This window comes from Rhodospirillaceae bacterium (assembly GCA_018662005.1).
Lineage (GTDB): Bacteria > Pseudomonadota > Alphaproteobacteria > Rhodospirillales > JABHCV01 > JACNJU01.
In genome coordinates, this window is sequence record JABJHA010000018.1 from 14,743 (window position 1) to 32,912 (window position 18,170).

The 18,170-nt window shown below is 52.7% G+C and carries 17 protein-coding genes; 12 read left to right on the forward strand and 5 right to left on the reverse strand.

Going from position 1 to position 18,170, the window contains the following annotated elements; genetic code table 11:
• Positions 1-51: 51 nt before the first annotated feature.
• Positions 52-432, reverse strand: coding sequence for a hypothetical protein (locus tag HOL66_09205; GenBank protein MBT5244412.1), 381 nt, complete (start codon positions 430-432; stop codon positions 52-54).
• Positions 433-814: 382 nt separating this feature from the next.
• Between HOL66_09205 and HOL66_09210 the strand changes: the two genes are divergently transcribed.
• Together HOL66_09210 and HOL66_09215 are read left to right on the forward strand one after the other, a co-directional pair.
• Positions 815-1,264: a hypothetical protein gene (locus HOL66_09210; protein ID MBT5244413.1), complete on the forward strand. Its 450-nt coding sequence runs from the start codon at positions 815-817 to the stop codon at positions 1,262-1,264.
• A 520-nt stretch (positions 1,265-1,784) separates the two neighbouring features.
• Positions 1,785-2,507 (forward strand): hypothetical protein, encoded by a 723-nt coding sequence (locus tag HOL66_09215; protein ID MBT5244414.1) that lies wholly within the window; start codon positions 1,785-1,787, stop codon positions 2,505-2,507.
• An 18-nt stretch (positions 2,508-2,525) separates the two neighbouring features.
• On the opposite strand, the gene HOL66_09220 is transcribed toward HOL66_09215, so the two are convergent.
• Positions 2,526-3,044 (reverse strand): hypothetical protein, encoded by a 519-nt coding sequence (locus HOL66_09220; protein MBT5244415.1) that lies wholly within the window; start codon positions 3,042-3,044, stop codon positions 2,526-2,528.
• A 286-nt stretch (positions 3,045-3,330) separates the two neighbouring features.
• Positions 3,331-3,693 carry a hypothetical protein gene (locus HOL66_09225; GenBank protein ID MBT5244416.1) on the reverse strand — a complete coding sequence of 121 codons (363 nt, stop codon included), beginning with the start codon at positions 3,691-3,693 and terminating at the stop codon, positions 3,331-3,333.
• Positions 3,694-4,070: 377 nt separating this feature from the next.
• Between HOL66_09225 and HOL66_09230 the strand changes: the two genes are divergently transcribed.
• A complete protein-coding gene (locus HOL66_09230) occupies positions 4,071-4,424 on the forward strand; it encodes a hypothetical protein (GenBank protein ID MBT5244417.1) in 354 nt (117 codons plus the stop codon).
• Between the two features lie 118 nt (positions 4,425-4,542).
• Here the strand turns inward: HOL66_09230 and hutG are convergent, their stop codons facing one another.
• Both hutG and HOL66_09240 read right to left on the reverse strand, forming a co-directional pair.
• Positions 4,543-5,553, reverse strand: a complete 1,011-nt coding sequence (gene hutG / locus HOL66_09235) for a formimidoylglutamase (GenBank protein ID MBT5244418.1) — start codon at positions 5,551-5,553, stop codon at positions 4,543-4,545.
• A 105-nt stretch (positions 5,554-5,658) separates the two neighbouring features.
• Positions 5,659-6,573, reverse strand: a complete 915-nt coding sequence (locus HOL66_09240; protein ID MBT5244419.1) for a LysR family transcriptional regulator — start codon at positions 6,571-6,573, stop codon at positions 5,659-5,661.
• Between the two features lie 193 nt (positions 6,574-6,766).
• Between HOL66_09240 and HOL66_09245 the strand changes: the two genes are divergently transcribed.
• The 9 genes from HOL66_09245 (at position 6,767) to HOL66_09285 (ending at position 17,961) form a co-directional block, all read left to right on the forward strand.
• Complete coding sequence (locus HOL66_09245) at positions 6,767-8,068, forward strand: FAD-binding oxidoreductase (protein ID MBT5244420.1); 1,302 nt, start codon at positions 6,767-6,769, stop codon at positions 8,066-8,068.
• A gap of 117 nt (positions 8,069-8,185) precedes the next feature.
• Complete coding sequence (locus tag HOL66_09250) at positions 8,186-9,181, forward strand: TAXI family TRAP transporter solute-binding subunit (GenBank protein ID MBT5244421.1); 996 nt, start codon at positions 8,186-8,188, stop codon at positions 9,179-9,181.
• A gap of 107 nt (positions 9,182-9,288) precedes the next feature.
• Complete coding sequence (locus HOL66_09255; protein MBT5244422.1) at positions 9,289-11,382, forward strand: TRAP transporter fused permease subunit; 2,094 nt, start codon at positions 9,289-9,291, stop codon at positions 11,380-11,382.
• Between the two features lie 20 nt (positions 11,383-11,402).
• Positions 11,403-12,740 carry an MmgE/PrpD family protein gene (locus HOL66_09260; GenBank protein ID MBT5244423.1) on the forward strand — a complete coding sequence of 446 codons (1,338 nt, stop codon included), beginning with the start codon at positions 11,403-11,405 and terminating at the stop codon, positions 12,738-12,740.
• Position 12,741: 1 nt separating this feature from the next.
• Positions 12,742-13,986, forward strand: a complete 1,245-nt coding sequence (locus tag HOL66_09265; GenBank protein ID MBT5244424.1) for an FAD-dependent oxidoreductase — start codon at positions 12,742-12,744, stop codon at positions 13,984-13,986.
• 17 nt (positions 13,987-14,003) lie between these two features.
• Entirely contained in the window at positions 14,004-15,116 is a 1,113-nt protein-coding gene (locus HOL66_09270) for an FAD-binding oxidoreductase (GenBank protein MBT5244425.1), read from the forward strand.
• Positions 15,109-15,441, forward strand: coding sequence for a (2Fe-2S)-binding protein (locus HOL66_09275; protein MBT5244426.1), 333 nt, complete (start codon positions 15,109-15,111; stop codon positions 15,439-15,441). The genes HOL66_09270 and HOL66_09275 overlap by 8 nt, the downstream gene beginning before the upstream one ends.
• Complete coding sequence (locus HOL66_09280) at positions 15,438-16,844, forward strand: FAD-dependent oxidoreductase (protein MBT5244427.1); 1,407 nt, start codon at positions 15,438-15,440, stop codon at positions 16,842-16,844. The genes HOL66_09275 and HOL66_09280 overlap by 4 nt, the downstream gene beginning before the upstream one ends.
• 4 nt (positions 16,845-16,848) lie before the next feature.
• Complete coding sequence (locus tag HOL66_09285) at positions 16,849-17,961, forward strand: FAD-binding oxidoreductase (GenBank protein ID MBT5244428.1); 1,113 nt, start codon at positions 16,849-16,851, stop codon at positions 17,959-17,961.
• Positions 17,962-18,170 lie beyond the last annotated feature (209 nt).

Here is an 18,170-nt window from a genome sequence, read left to right on the forward strand (position 1 = left end):
AAAAGGCCCCACAGTGCACGGTGGGGCTTTTTTATTGCTTGGGTTTTGAGGTTATTTTTTCTTATTCTTGGAATAATCAACAGCCACAGCCTGAATGACCTTGGTGAGCATGCCGTCTCTGGCTTCTGAGATCACCCAATCGATGGCGGCAGGGATTTGCTTTTTGTCGGTACCAACTTCAACAGAGTTATTGCCTTTGACGTCCAATTTCCGATTGCCGTACTTCAAGGTATAGAACCAGACACCGTCTTTGCCTTCGAACCAATTGGGCTTAACTTCTTTACCTCTCGCGTTGGTTACTGTCTTACCCCTTTTTTTAGCCTCAAACGCCTTTTTCTGATCTTCTTGAATTGCACAGAAGTTATCAATCGGGTCTTTTTTGACATTGGTGTTGTAGCTTTTAGAAGCATTTGCAAGTTTGAACGTTACCATTCCAATATCCCTTTCGCTCCAGTTTATGTGTAAACGACTAACTCTCCCATGTAGGCCAGTCAATTTGAATTATTTAATAATACCGTCCATAAATGGCGTCCATTTTCTTTACACCATATCTGATCACATAACTACCTCTCAGACATATAAGTGCTCCAGGAATTAAACATCCGGGAGGAACATAACAGACAAAGATATAGTCAGGTATTACTCCAATAGAGTAAAATGTAATGATAAATATACAACCGAGTGGATTCGGATTGAAAGGAACAGAACTAACAGTACTATTTTTATGAATCGTTTTCTGTTCCTTGGAAAACATAAGAAGCCCTCGACCTAATCCACATTAGTCGGGGGCTTCGCACATCAAGGAACAAGGAAAATGACATATGAAAATAAGGAAATGCTGGAATATCTAAAATGGATTAGAACGCTGGCATTCAGAGCTACAGAAGAAAATATCACCGCCAAAGATATGAAAACCCTTTGGGTGTTTATCAATAGGGCAACAAATTATATCAACCGGGTCCCCGGCCATTATATTTCAAGAAGTAACACGTTACTAAAAAACGCAGAGTCGATCATCAACGAACGGCTGGCCGTTAAAACAACAGACATTCCAAAACTAATGGAAGAATACGATCCCGATGAATGCAAGGCCATTAAGAAGGCCGTTACGCGATTGCATAAGAAGTACAAGGGACAAGAAGAATCCCGAGTATGGAAATTCTGCCAGCGATTTAGGTTTTATGAGTCCGGCAACAGGAATACTCATACGCCATCCGCAAAGAAGTTGAATCACGGCAAAATGATGGTTGCCGCTTATGGCTGAATTTTGCCGCTTCCATAAACAAGAACTAAACAAGGTTCAAACGACAACGAAGTTGTTTCAAAGGTGCTTGTTGCCGAAAGGCAATAATGAATTTGAAAAATTGGAGTCCCAAGACGTTTGGATTGGCTGTTTTGCGAAGCAAAAAGGCAACGCCAAACCCGCCGGGACGGACTTATCTTTGTCTTCTTCAAGGGCAAAACGTATCACAATAGATATTACATATCTATGGGGTAGGTATTGGTCTTGGGGAAGGTAAAGGTAATCCTATTAATAATGGTATTGTGATACATTTCCAGAAAGTACGTGGAAAATTTAGATAAGGAATAAGCGCACCAGTATAAGCGACTAACCGGTAAGCACACTATGCCCCCAAGACATATGTAACAGCGCCCAGGCCACCTTAAAGTGGCTTGCAGGGGCTAATGAACTAACCGGGCAGCATTGCCAATCCAGATGTATAATGTAATTCATCAGATGATGGCATTATCAGTGACGAATTATGGGTGGAAGGAACTCGGTGATGGCTGAAGAACAGGTTCTCGAAGACCTTGCAAAGCTGACTAAGCGTATCGCCAATAAAAAATCCTTACCAGACGAGCAGTTCACCAAACTGGATTTGAAGTTAACTGATTCTGAAAAACGGGAACTGGATGGTCGATTACGTGATGCCTATAACGAACGGATGAACAGAATGTCTGCTAAAATTCCTAGTGGAATTCCAAGGCATGATATTTCTCAGGATAAGGGAGATGGTACAGCAGGTGAATTGAGGCGAGGAATTGAAAGAGAGAATGAAGCTATAGACAGGGAAAAGGCTGATGAAATTAGGACATCTATGACAGAGAACGAGCATCTGAAATACCTAGATGAGGTGGCTGGCAAATCTGGGATCGGAAAAAAGAAGTTTAATAAACTGAACAATCTTGAAAAACGTGCAGTCCGAATGGCGGCTGGCTATAAGATTGGCAACAAGTACGAAAAGCTATCACCGGCTGACCGTCAGTTACTTAATGATGATGCTCTTCCGCTTTATGATGCCATCTTGAAATGCAGAAGTGAAAACCGTGTACCCTCAGATGGTCAAATCAGAAGGCAGTTTATTGCTGACCTGATAATAACAAGGACGGCTGGGGAAGAATTGGGTGCTGATAGGGAAGTGGAAATCGAAGACGAGCTATCACCTGAAGAATCAGAAAAACTTTTAGAAAAGCGTATGGCGGGGCTAAAAAGATTAAGCAGATAATACTGGTGACCCAGATTTTTAATAAGCAAGCGGATTGGTACACCAGGTTTCACCGGCAAACGTGAATTCACGCAAGCAACCTTCGGACTCACAGTCCAGTACAAACTTGGCAGTGTCGAAATCAGCGTGGAATTGCTCGGAGATGCCGTGGAAGAAACCGGTTTTCTCAATCCATGCGCCAATCCATTCTTCCTTGGTACCGTTAAAGATGGTCATTCCGTCTTGGGTGATTTCCAGTGCAGTGGTCAGATCATAACTGCACCCGTGAACCAGAAAGAATAAACCCACTTTCTCGGTACCGGTCAGATGTTGGATTTCATCAAACCAAACGATCAGATTGGCTTGGGTGATTTCCAAACCAGCGAAAAGTTCCAGATCGATCTGGTTGCCCCTGATGATTTGCAGTTCGTAGTTCTCCGTTCCGTAGAGGCAATGGCGGTGTTCATATTCACCGTGGTAAGAACCAAGGTCGGTAAAAATATATCCAGTTATTGCTGTGTCACTGGGACTGGCGTAAATCAGATTCTGGGTGGTCATGACAAGGGTACCTCCTTGTGGTGATTGCCAAGGGGTGGTCGGTGTTACAGCACCTTCCATCCCGTTTTATGACCGGACGTTCGCTCTCACTGGAATCTGAGTAAAGTCAAAAATGTTTGGATTGTTGTGGGAAGGGTGGAGCACTTATTTGAGCAATATCAATAATGTAGCGACAAACAACCCAGAATGCGCATTGTCCTTCTGAGATGTGGGGTAGTTGCTAAAAACCAGACAAAGCCCCTCCTGGTGCCTGTGTCGGCGACGTCGGGGTGTTTTGTCGGTGGAGTTAGGGTTTAAGGTCTCTTCCGAGGGCGGATTTTATGGTTTTATTGAATTTTTGTTGGTTTTTTGTCTTTGAGTCTATGCCGGATTGGGCGGAACTGTGGAGAGCGATGGCGGACTTGAATGCAGTTTCTACATTTGTGGCGTTGATATCGGCTCGCAATTGCGCCAGTTCGAGTTGTTGTTTCTCAAGGTCAATCTGTTCCTGTTCGGATGGTTGCTCCGAGTACATAATCCGCATGAGGTTATGGCGTTCTATTTCTGCTGCTTGGTGGCGTTTTTGTTCCAGCTTCATCTTATGAAGTCCGCGTAATGTTATTGGTTTTGATGGCGGCTCTCTGTTTTCAAGGAATTCGTAGGCTCGCATTGTCGTTTTCCCATGTTGGTTTCTATGCGAGTATTTATTGAATAAATGGTCATGGGGCAGGAATGGCCGTGCACTTCCCGCTGGCTGCTGTCCAAAGCAAAGCGGACTATCTTGAAAATGACGATACCATCGCAACTGAACAAAAGATGTCACGCAGAACGGAATAGTGTAATGTCGGCTTAGGTATCAGGAAGCGGAAGTTGTTAAGGTGAGGGTGGATAGTCCGGAAATAGCCAGAAGCGGCCCTTTAGAAATCTAATAGAAAAGGTATACGCTAAAGTGATTTGCTCTTTAGTTTACAGCTTGTCTAGTGTCGCTACACATCGCGATAACGCAGCGCAAATATTACTGTTCGATTATTTGGCTTGGGAGGACACATGAAACAACTGATTTTTGTAACGTTGTTTGTGGGACTGGTTTCACCTGTATTGGCTGATGGTTTCATTAGTGGCAATGAATTGCGAATTACGTGTCAAACCAATCTAGCGGATTACGTATACGACCAGAAGCATATGAGATGTATGAGTTATCTTGCAGGAATATCCGATGCCGTCGGCGGCCCTGATAAAGGGATGAATGGAATTAAATTTTGCTTTCCAGACATGACTAATCAGGGACAATTGATAGAAATTGTTAATAATTGGCTAAACGACAACCCTCAAAATGGCGATTCAAATGCCGCCATACTGGTTGTAAAGGCTTTGTCGGATGAGTGGCCCTGCCCAAAGTAACGCCGTTCTAATTTCCAATGGCTTTAACCAATGGTTTACCGTGCGACCATGTTACTGAGGATTTGGACGTTAGCAATTCGACGGACAGCAAATAAATCACCATTCATCATTTTGGAACTTAAAAACGTCCGGCAAAGTCGGGGCTGTCATTACACATGCACCTGATGACCTTGTCGCAAAGTCTTGCGGCTACCTTTGCGGCGTGTCCATCGATATCAAAGTTCGGATTGAATTCCACTATATCCGACAGGGGCCAGGAAATATCTCCTGCCGCCTGCTTGTTTGCCAAATGATCAATGATTTCTTCAATCACGGCCAATTCCACACCCAAAGGGGCGGGCGAACTGACGGCTGGCATTTGCCAATGTGGCAACACATCAAGGTCAATTGACAAGTAGAGCACGTCACAGTCCTTCAGGATCGCATCGATTTTACGGCGCACGTCTTCCATCAGATGTGATCGGACATTTTGATCCAGTAAATACTCGACGCCCCAGTCTTTCGAGCGATCAAACAGGGCTTTGGTGTTCGAGGTTTCAGCCACTCCCAGGCAAAGGTAGTTCAACGCGTGTCCGCGCGCCTCAAGAGTTTGATGGATTTGAAAAAAAGGCGTGCCGGATGAAATGCCGGACTTTCCCGGTTTTCGCAGATCGAAATGGGCATCCAGATTTATGATGGCAATACGTTGATGCGGCTGATCTTCAAGAAACTTGTGCAATCCCTTAAAGCTTCCTACTGCCGTCTCATGCCCACCGCCAATTACAAGCATATGATGGGTAAAGATGAGCGATTGCGCTACCCGGTCAGCCAGCTCTTCTTGCGCGGATTCCAGGGGATCATCACCATCGTTTGCAATCCCGACGTTTCCGAAATCGATCAAATGGCCATCCTTGCCATGCCATGCTAAATTGGCGAGCGCATTCCTGATTGCATCAGGGCCTGACCTGGCCCCAACACGCCCTTGATTGCGTTCAACGCCCAAATCACAGGAAAATCCGATCATGCCAGCGACCACATCGACGGCTTGTGTGTTTAAGGCATGATGTTGGACAATATGATGCCACCTTTTAGCATTGCTCCCATCTTCAGGATCATTTCGTCCAGCCCATTCAAATTCAGGTGTCAAGATTTCCGCCTATGTTTGAAAGTCAATCAGTGCCGAAGCCCGGATTTCAGCACGATCATTATCTAATTGTAAGAATGTTGCAAAGGCATTTCCTCAAGCTTTCCTCAATTACTGCAATTTAGCTCTAACCAGTGCCTGCGCTTCCTTTTTCAAAAAAACAGAGAACGCGCTGGCAAGTCGGGACAAGGGCTTATGTGCCGGCGTCAGGATGGCGATGCGATAAAGTATCCTGGGTCGAAACGGAATAAACTCGATGCGGTGGCGATCAAGGCGGGTCAACTTGTAATTTTGGGCGCTCAGTGGGCTCATGATCGCACAGGCCAAACCTTCTTCGACAAATACATACTGCGAGGCTGCGTTCTGAACTTCGAAGCGAACCCGAAATTCCCGTCCCTCGCTCTCGAACACTTCATGAAGCCGCTCGCGGACAAAATGTTGGGGCAGAAATGATGCCATGGCCTGGCCGTCCAGGTCCTGGGGCGTAATGACCTGTTTATTAGCCAACGGACCGGTTGCGGGGACGGCGCAAAGGCAGTCCATTTCAAGTTCATCGGCTTTAACCAGCGGTGACTCCGTCGCTACTTCGGCAAACCCAAGATCGAATCGCTGCGATGCAATTCGTTCATAAACCCGATCCGAACTCTGACTGACCAGCGAGACAGTGACGTCCTTGCGGTCCTTGACGAAGCGCGAGATCAAGCGTGGCATAATGTTTTCCGCATGGACCGGCATACAAGCAATCCGCAGATGCCCGGCATCCAGGGTTCCGACTCCTTGCATGGTGCGCTGCAGCCCGTTCAACCGATTAAGGATGGAGCGAGCCTCGGTCAACAGGAAGTGAGCTTCCGGTACAGGATGAAGGCGACCGCTGCGCCGCTCGAACAGTTCATATCCAAGAGATTTTTCAAGGCCGGCAATCTGGGCGCTGATTGCTGGTTGGGTGCGGCCAATGTTTCGAGCCGCTTCAGTGACCGACCCTGTCAGCATGACCTGCTGGAATGCCTCTAGTTGATGAAGGTTCATTTGGGGCCTCTCTGATTTGTCAAAATTTAGGGGTGTGGCAGACAAAGTATATAAATAAAATTTATGGCTTTAAAACAATTAATAATTTGAATTAATTGGCGTCATATCCCTAAACTCTTTGAACAGGTGAGACTTTGCCGGAAACAAACGACGCTAAAAGTCGCTTTCGGTGATACTTCAGGGAGGAAACGTCATCAACGTAAGTGATGGACTGATCAGTGATCCGTACTGGTGGGAAGCGGCAGAACCTGCCCGCTTGCCGGAAAAGCCGGTTGCCGAGTCAAGCGACGTTGTCATCGTCGGCGCAGGATACGCTGGCCTGTCGGCGGCCCTTGTGCTGGTACGCGCTGGCCGCTCTGTACAAGTTTTCGATAAACAACGCCCCGGCGAAGGCGCGTCAAGCCGTAATGGCGGCTTGGCCAGCGCCAATATCCGCGTGAGTTTTTCAAAGATGGTCAGGACACTGGGCCTGGAAACGGCGCAAGGCATGTACGCTGAAGGCAAGGCCGCCCGCGAAGGGTTGGCCGCGTTTCTTGAAGTTGAAAATATCGATTGCGACTACCAGCCCGTCGGCAGGTTCATCGGTGCTTACCGGCCCTCTCATTATGATGCCCAGGGCCGTGAGGCCGACCTTATGAACAAACATTTCGACATCGACGCCCAGATGATTCCCCGCAGCGAACAACACAAGGAAATCGGCAGCGATTATTATCACGGCGGCATGCTGCGTCCGGACCTGGCTGGCCTTCATCCTGGAAAGTTTGTTGCCGGGCTGCTGCAAAAAGTTATCGAAGCTGGCGTCACCGTTCATGGTGAAACGGCGGTCACCGGCATCCGCCGCGACACCAATGGATTCGAAGTTGAAACCACCCGTGGCAAAGTCAGGGCAAAGCAAACCATCGTCGCCACCAACGGCTATACAGATAAAGCCGACCGCTGGCTGCGCCGCCGTCTGGTACCAGTAGCAAGCCGGATGATCGCCACCGAGCCGCTGTCATCAGATGTCATGGCGCGGTTGATGCCGAATCGCCGGATGTTCGGGGAAACCCGCCAGCTTTATCACTATTATCGACCGTCCCCCGATGGTACCCGCATTTTGTTCGGTGGCCGCGAGCGCGACTGGGATGGGGGGAAAAGTGAGTACGCCACCAGCCTGCGCAGCGATCTTGGTCAAATATTTCCAGAATTGGCGGATGTTGGGTTGACCCATACATGGTTCGGCTTTGTGGCTTTCAATCTGGATCACTTGCCGCGCGTGTTTGAACGCGATGGCGTCCACTACGCGACCGGATTTTGCGGTTCAGGAGTCGTGTGGGCATGGTGGCTCGGCTCGAAGCTGGCCTACAAGCTGATCGGTGATGCCAAAGCCGATACCTTCTTTTCATGCAAGCCGCCAATGGCCATTCCATTTTACTCAGGGACCCCGTGGTTCCTACCCTTAGCCCTACTATGGTTCGGGCTGCAAGACAGGTTTGGGGTCATCTCAAAACGATGACCGGGCAAACCACAAGCGAGTTTGGGCAACAAGCCCAACCGGTACGACCCAGCACTGTGCATTCAAGAACGCAGATATTGGAACATATCAACATCAACAATAACCAGGAGACTTACGATGAAGTTTAAAGGAAAACTCTTAGCTGCTGCTATCGCCGGCCTGACGCTGGCGGGCGGTCTTGCCCAAGCTCAGGAAATGAAGTTCTGGCGCATCGGCACTGGCGGTGCCGGCGGCACTTACTTCCCGATTGGCGGCCTGATCGCCAACGCAATCTCAAGCCCTCCAGGCTCGCGTTCTTGCGACAAGGGTGGCACCTGCGGCGTGCCCGGCCTCGTTGCGATCGCGGTTTCGACCAATGCTTCAGTGGCAAACATGAACGCCATTCATGCCGGTCAGCTTGATGCCGGTCTGGCCGGTGCGCAGAGTGTTACCCAAGGCTACAACGGCACCGGCAAATTCGTCGGTAACAAGAAGGACAAGGTTCGCGTCATCGCCAACCTGTACCCGGAAGACATGCACCTTGTGCTGCCTGAAGGCGTTAATCTTGGCAGCCTGAAAGATCTGAACGGCAAGAAGGTCGGTGTTGCCGCCGCCGGTTCCGGCACCCAGGTTTCTGTGAAGATGATCCTTGAGCACTATGGTATCGATGCCGATCAACACGAGTTGAATCTGGGACAGAGCACCCAGCGTCTCGCCGATGGTCAGCTTGACGCCTTCTTCTATGCTGGCGGCACGCCTTTCGCGTCCCTCATTCAGTTGGGTTCGACCAAGGGCTTCAACCTCTACAAGTTCTCGGATGCAGAGCGTAAGGCGATCAACAAGATTATTCCTTACTATGTTGAATCCAACATTCCGGCCGGTGTTTACGAGAACATCACCACAGATACCCCGACCATTGCGGTTAATGGCCAGTTGGTTACCAGCATCGATCAGCCAACTGATCTGGTCTATGCCATCACCAAGGCGCTATGGAGCAAGAAGACCCGTGGTCTTCTGGACAAGGGCCATGCCAAGGGCAAGGCCATCATGCTGGAAACAGCGCTCAAGGGCGTCTTGATCCCGCTGCATCCTGGTGCCGAGCAGTACTACAAAGAAATAGGCATGATTAAATAATCGCCTAAACGCATTGGCGGAAGCGGGCGCAAGCGGCGTCCGTTTCCGACCAAGTGTTATTTTAAATTTTATCAAATGTTTTCGTTTTAAGGATTTGGGGTCAGAACATGGCTGAATATGATGTCAAGAAAGCTGAAGAACTGGAAGAAAAGTACGATTCCGGTCTTCATACCCGTGCCCTTGGCCCTTGGGTTTTTCAGTTTACATTAGTTTTTTCAGTTCTTTTCGCGATCTACCACTATGTCACCGCCGGTATCGGTGCGCCCGTCGATTACTGGCATATGGGGTTTCATATGTCGGGCGTTATTATTCTGATCTTTATCGGCTTTCCGGCGATCAAGGGTGACCGCGCCTGGGAATTGCACCCCAATACCTGGTGGCGCTACGCGAACGTACCTCTTTGGGACTGGGTGCTGATTTGCGCCGGTGTCGCCTCGTCGCTGTACATCGGCGTCACCTGGTACGAAATTGATTTTGAACTTTTTGGCCAGCGTTTCTTTTTGCCCGAACAGGTTATTCGCCAGGGGGATCCGTACCCCATCGACGTTGTCTTCGGCACCGTCCTGATTTTGGTGCTGCTGGAAGCCGTGCGCCGCACCCTTGGGATCGTGGTTCCAATCATCATCCTGCTTTTTACGGTTTTCGCCATTTTCGGCAAATATATGCCGTTGGATATACTCAAGCATCCGGGCATCAGCTGGGCTCAGTACATCAACAACATGTACTTCCCCGCTGAAGGTATTTACGGCGTTACCCTGTGGATCGTCTCCACCGTGGTGTTCCATTTTGTCCTGTTCGGGGTGTTGGCGCAACGCATGGGCCTTGGTCAGTTTTTCGTCGATATGGCGACGATAATCGCCGGTCGCTACACCGGCGGCTTGGCAAAAGTCAGCGTCGTTTCATCAGCATTTTTCGGCACCATTTCAGGTTCTTCGATCGCCAATGTAGTTTCGACTGGATCACTAACCATCCCGAATATGAAAAAAATGGGCTACCCCGGCCATCTGGCCGGCGGGGTGGAGGCAGCGTCCAGTGCCGGCGGTCAAATTACACCGCCGATTATGGGCGCCGCCGCCTTTATTATGGCGGAATTCCTGGAAGTCCCCTACACCACCATCGTTATTGCCGCCGCAGTCCCCGCCGCCATGCACTATGTTGGCGTACTGTGCATCGTCCATTTTCAGGCCAAGCGCCTGGGTCTCAAGGGCGTGCCGGAAGACGAAATTCCAAAATTGTGGGTGGTCCTCAAAAGGGGATGGCCAACAGCCATGCCGCTGGTCGTTTTGATTTACGTGCTGTTCAGCGGTTTTTCACCGCATATGGCGGCGTTCTGGGGAATTACGACCGCCCTTGCGGTCGGCTTCCTCAACCCAATGCATCGAATTACCCTCAGAGACCTTTTCGAAGGCTGCATCACGGGTGTTAAATACGCCCTTGCGGTCGGCGCTGTTTGTTCCGCCATCGGTATCGTCGTCGGTGTCGTCAACGCCACGGGGCTTGGCTTCCGTCTTGGTTTCATGGTCGCCGATGGCGCTTATTCCATCGCCGAGAATGTTTACGGCCTTATTTCGTGGATTCCCTTGATGGACATTACGCTCGAGGGATTGACGCTGTTTGTATCGCTGGTACTGATCGCCATGACCTGCATTATGATGGGAGCCGGGTTGCCAACCACGGCACTATATATCATGCTTGCCACCGTCGCTCAGCCAGCCTTGGCAAGTTTGGGGATTCCACCCCTGGCATCGCATCTGTTCGTTCTGTACTACGGTGTCATCTCGGAAATCACCCCACCGGTTTGCGCATCAGCGTACGCGGCGGCCGGGATTGCCGGGGCCAACCCTTTCAAAACGGGCGTTTCTGCTTTTACACTGGGTATAGGCAAGCTGTTGGTGCCTATGGTCTTTGTCTATTCACCGGCAATGCTGATCGTTCTTGAAGAATACTTCACCTGGGGTGCCTTCCTTGAAACCAGCCTGACCTGCGCCCTTGGTGTTGCCATGATGGCAACCTGTGTCAGCGCCTACTTCATCGCACCCATGCCGACCCGCTATCGGATATTGATCGGCATAGCTGCCCTGTTCATGGTTGCACCGGGCTGGACCAGCGACTTCTACGCCTTGGTGCTGGCACTACCGGTTCTGTATCAGCAGGTAACGGCCAGCAAGCGCGAACGCGAAGCGGTGGCCGTCGCTACCTGAGCTAACGGGGATTACGCTAAATGAGCAATGTTTGGTCTACCAATGCGCTGGCGGACTGGTGCATTTCACTCGAACCAGGGCAGCTGCCGGACAAGGTGATCGCAAAGGCCGAAGACTGTTTTCTGGACGCCATAGCGTGCGCCATATCCGGGCGCAGTGCTGAAGGAACGCGTCGCGCTTCGGTCGTCTCTTCAGCGCAGTACCGTGACGGACCCGCCGATGTCTGGTTTGGTTCCCAGCAACTGCATCCGACCGGCGCAGCTTTCGTCAATTCCACTGCCGTATCGATTCTGGATATTGACGATGGTCATCGTCTGCCTTGCGGTCATCCAGGGGCGGCGGTTATCCCCGCCGCCCTGGCTATCGCCCAGGAAACATCCGCCAGTGGGTTAGATGTGCTGGCCGCTGTGGTCGCAGGCTACGAGGTCTGTACCCGTATTGGCGGATCGGAACAACGTATCGCTTACCATACGGGAAACTGGACTGGCTTTGGCGTCGCGGCGGTCGCGGCCCGGCTCAAAGACATGAGCGCAGAACGCCTGGCTCAAGCCCTTGCCATCACCGCCTACCATGGGCCACGAGTCGCCGATCTGACGCTGAGCAACGATATGGGGGCCAACGTCAAAGAAACCATTCCATGGTCGGTGGTTACCGGCCTGAACGCCGCAGATTTGGCGGCGCAGGGATTCACCGGCTGCTGCGACGCCCTGGATATTGAAGAACGCTTTAAACCGGGTCGCGCCCGAGCGGACCTTGGTAAGGGTTTCCAGATAATGAACACCTATTTCAAACGCTATTCGGCCTGTCGTTGGGTTCATTCCGCCGTTGAAGCCCTGTTGCAGATTATGAGCGAACAAAAACTGGAAGCGGCGGCCATCGACAGTGTCCGTGTCGAAACCTTTCGACAAGCCGCCAACCTGAATAATCTGACCGACCCACCAAGCCCGGAAAGTGCCCAATACTCGATCCCTTATTGTCTAGGACTTGCCGCGACCATAGGTGAAAAAGCCCTGATGCCGATGAACGCCGCAGATATTCACGATCAGAAGACAGTCGCCTTTGCTGAAAAAGTAACGGTTACTAGCGATCAATCCCTGATCGATCATTACCCGGCGACAGTGCCAGCCAGGGTCATCGTTGAAACTCAGTCGGGGCGGTTTGAAACCTTTGTCGAGCGACCCTGGGGGGAACCCGGAGGGCCGATAGGTCGAGCCGATCTGATCGCCAAATTCCAGGCTTTGGCCGCCCCACATATGCAGGAAAACCGGGCCACCGCCATCATCGCTGCCGTGGAAAATATAAAGGAAGATGGTGTCGCGCCCCTGAGCAAACTTATTAGCGCACCTGTGGAGTTATAATATGGCTAATCGCGTCACCGTTATTGGTGCTGGTATCGTCGGTATTTGTACGACGCTTTCCTTGCTGGAGAAGGGATTCGTGGTGGAGATGGTCGACAGCGACCTTCCTGGGGAAGGCGCCAGCCACGGTAATGCCGGGGTTATCTCACCTTGGAGCAGTGTCCCGCAATCCATGCCCGGAGTCCTGCATAACGTACCGAAATGGCTGTGCGACCCGGATGGACCATTGGCCATTAAATGGTCCTACGCACCCCGGTTAATTCCCTGGCTTCTCAAATTCGTCCAGGCGGGGTTAAAACACCGACTGCCGACCATCGCCGACGCAATGTATGCCCTGAACCGGCCTAACATAGAAATTTATCGCCGTCATTTAGACGGTACCGGCCACGAGCAGTTGCTCATTGATTCCCTGTATGTGCACGTTTATCGAAATCCAGTCGATGCCGACCTAAAACAACTAGCATGGCGCATGCGCGAGGAACTCGGTGTCCCCTTACAAGTGGTCGATGACGGGGAACTGCACGAGATTGAGCCAGCCCTGTCGGCCGAGTACAAGGCAGCAGTGCTGATCAAGGCCCAGGCCCGCGCTCTTGATCCCAGGGGTATTTGTAAAGCCCTGGCTGAGAAAGCCCTGTCTATGGGCGCGACCTTTCGCCAAACTGAAATCAAACATATTTCACCGGCTCCCAACGGTGGCTGGATTATGCACTCCGCCGATGGCGAATACACGACAGAAAAACTGGTCATTGCAGCCGGTGCGTGGTCAGCAAGGCTACTGGCGCCGCTCGGCGTCTCGGTGCCGCTTGAGGCTGAACGCGGGTACCACCTTGTTTTAAAAAACCCGGGCATCGTCATTAACAATTCGATCATGGACACGGAAAGAAAATTCGTCACCAGTTCGATGAACGCCGGTGTGCGTTGCGCGGGTACGGCCGAATTTGCCGGACTCGATGCGCCGCCCAACTACAGGCGGGCAAGGGTGTTCAAGCGCCTCGTCAAGAAATTGTTCCCCGAGATCAACGTCGATGAGTCAGAGGAATGGATGGGCACACGCCCGTCGTTTCCCGACAGCCTGCCCTGTATCGGCGGCGTTCCGGGTCATGACAACTTGTTTGCCGCTTTTGGCCACTCTCACTACGGCTTTGGCATGGCCCCCAATACCGGCCGCATCGTCGCCGACCTTGTCGGTGGTCAAACCTCGAGCATTGATCTGACGCCATACCGCGTTGACCGGTTCAATGGTTGAGGAGGAGGCCAAAAGCAATGAGCGTCCATGATGCCATTGTTGTCGGCGGTGGCCTTGTTGGTTCGGCGCTCGCCTACGGCCTGCAGCGGCGGGGATTATCCACGATTATGCTGGACGAGGGAGATATTGCCTTTCGTGCGGCACGTGGAAATTTCGGATTGATCTGGGTGCAGAGCAAAGGCGTTGATTTTTCTCCTTACGCCCAGTGGACATGGAAATCGGCCGAGTCCTGGGCCGACTTGAGCGCTGAATTCGAGGAGATCACCGGCGTCGATGTGGGATACCTCCGTCCGGGTGGCGCCGATATTTGTGTCGATGCCAAGGAGTTCGAGGCCAAACGTAAATTAATGCAACGCCTTCAATCACACTCACCGCATATCAATTACGAGATGCTCGACCGCAAGGCGATGGCCGATATGTTGCCCGGCCTTGGACCGGACGTGGCCGGTGGCTGTTACTGCCCCGCTGATGGTCACGTCAATCCGCTGTCTCTCTTGCGCAGCCTGCATCAATGCCTGAAAGCCAAGGGCGGCCGTATCGAAACGGGAGGCCGGGTCACCGCCATTCAGCATCAAGAATCGTCCTTCGTCGTCGAGACCGCAAAGGCCCGATACCATGGGGCGCGGCTAGTTGTCGCCGCCGGCCTCGGCACCCGGGATCTGGCGGCGATGATAGGGATGAAAGTGCCGGTGCGACCGGTGCGTGGACAAACGCTCGTAACTGAACGCTTGAAACCGTTTCTCCCCATGCCCCTGTCCAAGGTTCGCCAAACCGCCGAGGGAAGCGTCCAATTAGGGGCGTCCAGTGAAGATGTCGGTTTCGACGAAGGGACATCAAGTAAAGTTATGAATGATATCGCGGCACGTGCTGTGCGGGTTTTTCCGCATCTGCGTCGCGCCAGCGTTGTTCGCGCCTGGGGTTCGCTGCGGGTCATGACCCCTGACGCATACCCTATCTACGAACAGTCCGAACAATATCCGGGCGCCTTTGCCGCCGTCTGTCACAGCGGAGTCACCTTGGCGGCCTCCCATGTTTTTCACCTTGCCGCCTCGATCGCCGAAGGCTCCCTATCCGACAGCCTTTCCCCGATGCGCGCAGCGAGATTCCCCGCGAGTTCAGCCCATGCATAAAATCGACACCAACGACGACGGCCCCATGGTAACCATCGAATTCGAAGGTGCGCCGCTGACTGTCCGCTCAGAGGAAACGGTGGCCGCAGCCCTACTCGCTCAAAATCAATGGACCTTCCGCACCACCCCGGTAAGCGGCGCAGCGCGGGGACCATTCTGTATGATGGGGGTATGTTTTGATTGCCTGGTCGAAATCGATGGCATGGCTAATCGCCAAGCTTGCATGACGGTGGTTCGTGACGGCATGCGCGTCAAACGTCAGCAGGGTGCAGGCGATATCGATCTGGACCCGCTACCTGGAGTCGACGATGGGGACGCACCATGAAGGACCATTACGATATTGCCGTCGTCGGCGCCGGACCAGCAGGCATGGCGGCCGCCACGGTGGCGTCGGAGCAGGGCGCTTCTGTTCTGCTTTTAGACGAACTACCTGAGGCCGGGGGGCAGATCTACCGGGCCGTTGCACGCCAGCCTATCAAGGATCAAAAGATTCTTGGTGATGATTATTATCAGGGCCGAAGCCTGGTTGAAGTGCTGGCGAACAGCAGTGTTGAATACGTCGGTGGTGCCACTGTCTGGCAGGTTTCGCAGGAAAAGGAGATTGGCGTCTCCAAGGATGGTGTTGCACGGCTGTTAACAGCCGATCAGGTGATTTTAGCGACCGGTGCCCAGGAACGGCCGTTTCCGGTTCCCGGTTGGACACTGCCCGGCGTTATGACAGTCGGTGGCGCTCAGGTGCTGCTCAAATCCTCTGGCATGGCGGTCCCCGATGCGGTATTCGCCGGTACCGGCCCGTTGCTCTATTTGGTTGCCTATCAGTACTTGAAGGCCGGAATTTCCATCCGCGCCATCCTCGATACCACACCTCGTTCCAACCTTCTGGGCGCGCTGCCCCACCTTCCTGCGGCACTCTTGGATATTGGGACGCTGATGAAGGGAAAGCGTTGGATTGCCCGCCTAAGAGCTGCCGGTATTCCCTTTATCAAAAATGTCAAGAAACTGAAATTGGTTGGTGAAAATTCCGTGGAGGGCGTTGAATACCTGCACCGGAACACATGGTGCAAGCTTGATACCGAGCACGTTTTTCTTCATCAGGGTGTCGTGCCCAACGTCAATATGGCCATGGCCGCCGGTTGCACACACCTTTGGAGTGATCGCCAACTATGCTGGCACCCGCTTACCGATGACTGGGCTGAAACCGACGTGCCGGGGATCGCCATCGCCGGCGACGGCGTCGGTATCGGCGGTGCGCGGGCAGCCGAATATCGGGGACGGATTGCCGCCTACGGCGCATTGCACCGGTCTGGTCGTCTCAACAAAATGGAACGGGATCATCGCGTCGAACCGTCCCGGCGGGCTCTTGCCGGTGAAATGCGAATTCGGCCGTTTCTCGATGCTATGTTCCGGCCATCCGACAATTTCCGTATTCCCGAAGAGGCCGACACTATCGTGTGCCGCTGTGAAGAGGTGTCAGCAGGCACCATTCGGGATTCCATTGACTTGGGTTGTGCCGGACCCAACCAGTTGAAAAGTTTTAGCCGCTGCGGCATGGGACCGTGTCAGGGGAGGTTTTGTGGGCTGACGGTTAGTGAAATGATCGCCCAGACCCGCTGCGTTCCGGTTGGGGAAGTTGGAGCGTTTCGCCTGCGTCCACCGGTTAAACCCCTGATGCTAGCCGAACTTGCTGATCTGGCGGTGGCAGCGACAACTAAGCCGGGGCTCGATTGAGCCGATGGGAAACGCCGTCCACACGGCCGATGCTATTATCATTGGCGGTGGCCTGCATGGCTGCTCCACGGCCCTCCATCTTGCCCTGCGTGGGCTCAGTCCGCTCATCGTCGAAAGGGATCACGTCGGTCGCCACGCTTCTGGCGTCAATGCTGGCGGCGTTCGTCGATTGGGTCGGGCGTTGCCGGAAATTCCCCTCGCCGAGGCAGCGCTCGAGCGTTGGCGCAACATCCGGGGCCTCGTGGACGACGGCTGTGGATTTGTCAGTCCGGGCCAGATCAAAGTCGCCGAATCCGAGACTGAGTTGCAGGCCCTGACAGCGCGACGCAAGACGGTTCTGGAGGCCGGTTTCGAACACGAAGAGATCATTGATAGGGCTCAGCTACGGGACTTGTTGCCGGCAATTTCACCCCATTGTGTCGGTGGCATGCTTGTGCGCGGTGACGGTTACGCCGATCCATTCCGGACGGCCCTAGCCTTCAAGCGCAAGGCAATCACCCTTGGCGCCCGTATTCTGGAAAACACATCAGTCATCGATATAAAGCGAATCGACGATAACTGGCGTGTGGTTTCAAATGCCGGTGATCTTGAATCGCCGATCCTGGTCAACTGCGCCGGTGCATGGGGCGGGCGCGTCGCCGCCATGATCGGTGAGCGCGTACCGGTTGAGGCGCGCGCCCTGATGCTGATGATCACAGCCCGAATGCCACGATTTATCGAGCCTGTGGTCGGCGCGCAAGGTCGCACTCTGTCATTCAAGCAAGTCGAGAACGGTACGGTGATGATCGGGGGTGGCTTCCAGGGTAGGGCCGAGCCGGAACACAATCGCACGCACATGAATTTTATGGGTCTGGGTGCTAATGCGAAAATGGCTGCGGCGTTGTTTCCGTTCATGCGCCACGCCCGGATGGTTCGTTGCTGGGCAGGAATCGAGGGACATACGCCGGATGGAATCCCGGTGATCGGGGCGAGCGCAGCCGATGGCGCATTTCATGCTTTCGGGTTTTCCGCCCACGGCTTCGCCCTGACCCCGATAGTCGGTCAAATTGTTGCCGATCTGATCGTCACCGGGACCACGGACCTACCCATCGCCGCGTTTTCCGTTAACCGTTTTTAAAGAGGTCCCATTTTGACGCTGGTTAATTCACCAAATTTGCAACAGTGCTTTCAGGAAGGAAAGAAACTTTCACAGTCGTGCCGATACAAAAGAGGTTAAGTTTAGGGTCAGCCATTATTGTGTCAGCGTCAACGGTTCCGTTGGCTGATTCGACGGAAGAATCGTTCCCATTCCCATCTGACTAGCGTTGAAATGTCCGAGTCGGGTCA

Excerpts from the sequence above, each read along its gene's own strand:
- HOL66_09255 (MBT5244422.1), top strand. The coding sequence starts at position 9,289 with ATGGCTGAATATGATGTCAAGAAAGCTGAAGAACTGGAAGAAAAGTAC.
- HOL66_09220 (MBT5244415.1), bottom strand. The coding sequence starts at position 3,044 with ATGACCACCCAGAATCTGATTTACGCCAGTCCCAGTGACACAGCAATA.
- HOL66_09205 (MBT5244412.1), bottom strand. The coding sequence starts at position 432 with ATGGTAACGTTCAAACTTGCAAATGCTTCTAAAAGCTACAACACCAAT.
- HOL66_09285 (MBT5244428.1), top strand. The coding sequence starts at position 16,849 with ATGGGAAACGCCGTCCACACGGCCGATGCTATTATCATTGGCGGTGGC.
- HOL66_09215 (MBT5244414.1), top strand. The coding sequence starts at position 1,785 with ATGGCTGAAGAACAGGTTCTCGAAGACCTTGCAAAGCTGACTAAGCGT.
- HOL66_09225 (MBT5244416.1), bottom strand. The coding sequence starts at position 3,693 with ATGCGAGCCTACGAATTCCTTGAAAACAGAGAGCCGCCATCAAAACCA.
- HOL66_09230 (MBT5244417.1), top strand. The coding sequence starts at position 4,071 with ATGAAACAACTGATTTTTGTAACGTTGTTTGTGGGACTGGTTTCACCT.
- HOL66_09210 (MBT5244413.1), top strand. The coding sequence starts at position 815 with ATGACATATGAAAATAAGGAAATGCTGGAATATCTAAAATGGATTAGA.
- HOL66_09275 (MBT5244426.1), top strand. The coding sequence starts at position 15,109 with ATGCATAAAATCGACACCAACGACGACGGCCCCATGGTAACCATCGAA.
- HOL66_09260 (MBT5244423.1), top strand. The coding sequence starts at position 11,403 with ATGAGCAATGTTTGGTCTACCAATGCGCTGGCGGACTGGTGCATTTCA.
- HOL66_09280 (MBT5244427.1), top strand. The coding sequence starts at position 15,438 with ATGAAGGACCATTACGATATTGCCGTCGTCGGCGCCGGACCAGCAGGC.
- HOL66_09240 (MBT5244419.1), bottom strand. The coding sequence starts at position 6,573 with ATGAACCTTCATCAACTAGAGGCATTCCAGCAGGTCATGCTGACAGGG.
- HOL66_09265 (MBT5244424.1), top strand. The coding sequence starts at position 12,742 with ATGGCTAATCGCGTCACCGTTATTGGTGCTGGTATCGTCGGTATTTGT.
- HOL66_09250 (MBT5244421.1), top strand. The coding sequence starts at position 8,186 with ATGAAGTTTAAAGGAAAACTCTTAGCTGCTGCTATCGCCGGCCTGACG.
- HOL66_09270 (MBT5244425.1), top strand. The coding sequence starts at position 14,004 with ATGAGCGTCCATGATGCCATTGTTGTCGGCGGTGGCCTTGTTGGTTCG.